Consider the following 2049-nt stretch of genomic DNA (forward strand, 5'->3'; position numbering starts at 1 on the left):
GGCTTTTAGCGTGTAGGTTAAGTCGGTCACGTCGGTGGCATCGGCGTCGTAAACCACTTGGCCGGCGCCGCTGTTTTCGTCAATAGCGGTGGCGGTTGCGCCACTGGTAAAGCTGGGCGCTGTGTTGTCGATGGTGATATTGGTGGCCGCAGCGGCAGAGAGGTTGCCGGCGGCATCGGCGGTGTACACCTGGTAATTACCATCGGCCAAACCTGTGGCCGCCACGCTGACATCGGTATTGGCGGTGGCAATCGCAGCCTCGTTCCAGAACTGATCCGCTGCGCCGGTAATGTCGCTGACGCTGGTTACGGTGACCGAGTCGTGGACTAAATAGGCCGTGCCTACTTCGGTGCTTTGGGTGGTGATTGAGCCTGATGCATCAATAACGGTTGAATCTGGCCGTACGGGTGTGCCGTCAGCGTTAAACTGCTGGACAAAAATGCTGTAGTCTCCGTCGGCATCGTCTCCATACCAAGTCACGGCAAATGCGCCGTCGCTGCCCAGCGGGGTGATTTGGGGATACCAGTCAGTACCATCCGTGACGCCGTCGGGCTCGAGCAGTATGGGGTTGCCCACTGTTGCGCCGTTGCTGTCAAAGCGCTGCACAAAAATACTGTCATCGCCGCCGGCATCTTTCCCACGCCAGGTAACGGCAAAGGCGCCGTCACTGCCCAGCGGCGTAATTTGGGGGTTATAGTAGCCAGCCGTGACACCGCCGGAATCGAGCGGTATGGGGCTGCCTACCGTTGCGCCGTTGCTGTCAAAGCGCTGGACAAAAATGCTGCTATCGCCGCCGGCATCCTCTCCATACCAAGTCACCGCAAAGGCACCTTCAGTGCCAAGTGCGATGAGTTGGGGATCGCGGTCGTTACCATTCGACACGCCATCGGGTTCAAGCAAAATCGGCGTGCCAACCGCCGCGCCGTTGTTGTCAAAGCGCTGCACAAAAATACTGTAATCGCCGCCGGCATCCTGCCCACCCCAAGTGACGACAAAGGCCCCGTCGGTGCCCAGTGCGGTGAGTTGGGGATTGCGGTCGTTACCATTCGATACGCCATCGGGTTCAAGCAAAATCGGCGTGCCAACCGCCGCGCCGCTGTTGTCAAAACGTTGAACAAAAATACTGTCATCGTCATCGGCATCGTCTCCATACCAAGTCACGGCAAAGGCGCCGTCGGTGCCCAGTGCGGTGAGTTGAGGACGCCAGTCAGTCCCACCTGTCACACCATCGGGCTCAAGCAAAATCGGCGTGCCAACCGCAGCACCGTTGCTGTCAAAACGCTGCACAAAAATACTGAAGTCGCCGCCGGCCACTCCTTGCCAAGTGAGGGCAAAGGCGCCGTCGGAGCCGAGCGCGGTGAGCTGGGGATACCAGTCGTCCCCATCTGTCACGCCATCGGGTTCAAGCAAAATCGGCGTGCCAACCGCCGCGCCGTTGTTGTCAAAGCGCTGCACAAAAATACTGTAATCGCCGCCAGCATCAGCTCCACTCCAAGTCACCGCAAAGGCGCCCTCGGTACCCAGTGCAATGAGTTGAGGTGAAATGTCTTCCCCATCCGTCACGCCATTGGGCTCAAGAAATACCGGCGTACCTTCAGCTGTACCACCGCTGTCAAAACGCTGCACAAAAATACTGCGATCGCCGTCGGCATCGACTCCATACCAAGTGACCGCAAAGGCGCCCTCGGTGCCCAGAGCCGTGAGCTGGGGCGAGGCGTCAACGCCATCGGTCACACCAGCTGCCTCCAGCATATGCTGTATGGGGTTAAGAATTACCTGCGCGGTGGGGGCGGTGGTATCCACCAAATAACCGGCATTGTCGGTTACGGCGCTGTGAGTCAACACGGCGGTATTACCGGCAGCGCCTTCCAATGTACCGCCATTGGCGTCCAGCGCGTTGGCAGCAATACTGATGCCGTTGGCGTCGGTATCGCCCGCTTGCACGGTATAGGTAAAGGTTAATTCGGTGGTGCCGCTGCCGCCTGCGTAGATGGCGTAAACGGTGTTGCCACCGATATTGAGCGCCAAACGCGGTATGCCACCAGTGGT

At 58.9% G+C, this 2049-nt stretch carries 1 protein-coding gene; it reads right to left on the reverse strand.

The annotated features are described in order from the left end of the window. Positions 1–2049: hypothetical protein (locus Q4526_RS08045; protein WP_215976538.1), on the reverse strand; the 2049-nt coding region annotated here is incomplete at both ends.

The organism is Gilvimarinus sp. 2_MG-2023 (assembly GCF_030547685.1).
Lineage (GTDB): Bacteria > Pseudomonadota > Gammaproteobacteria > Pseudomonadales > Cellvibrionaceae > Gilvimarinus.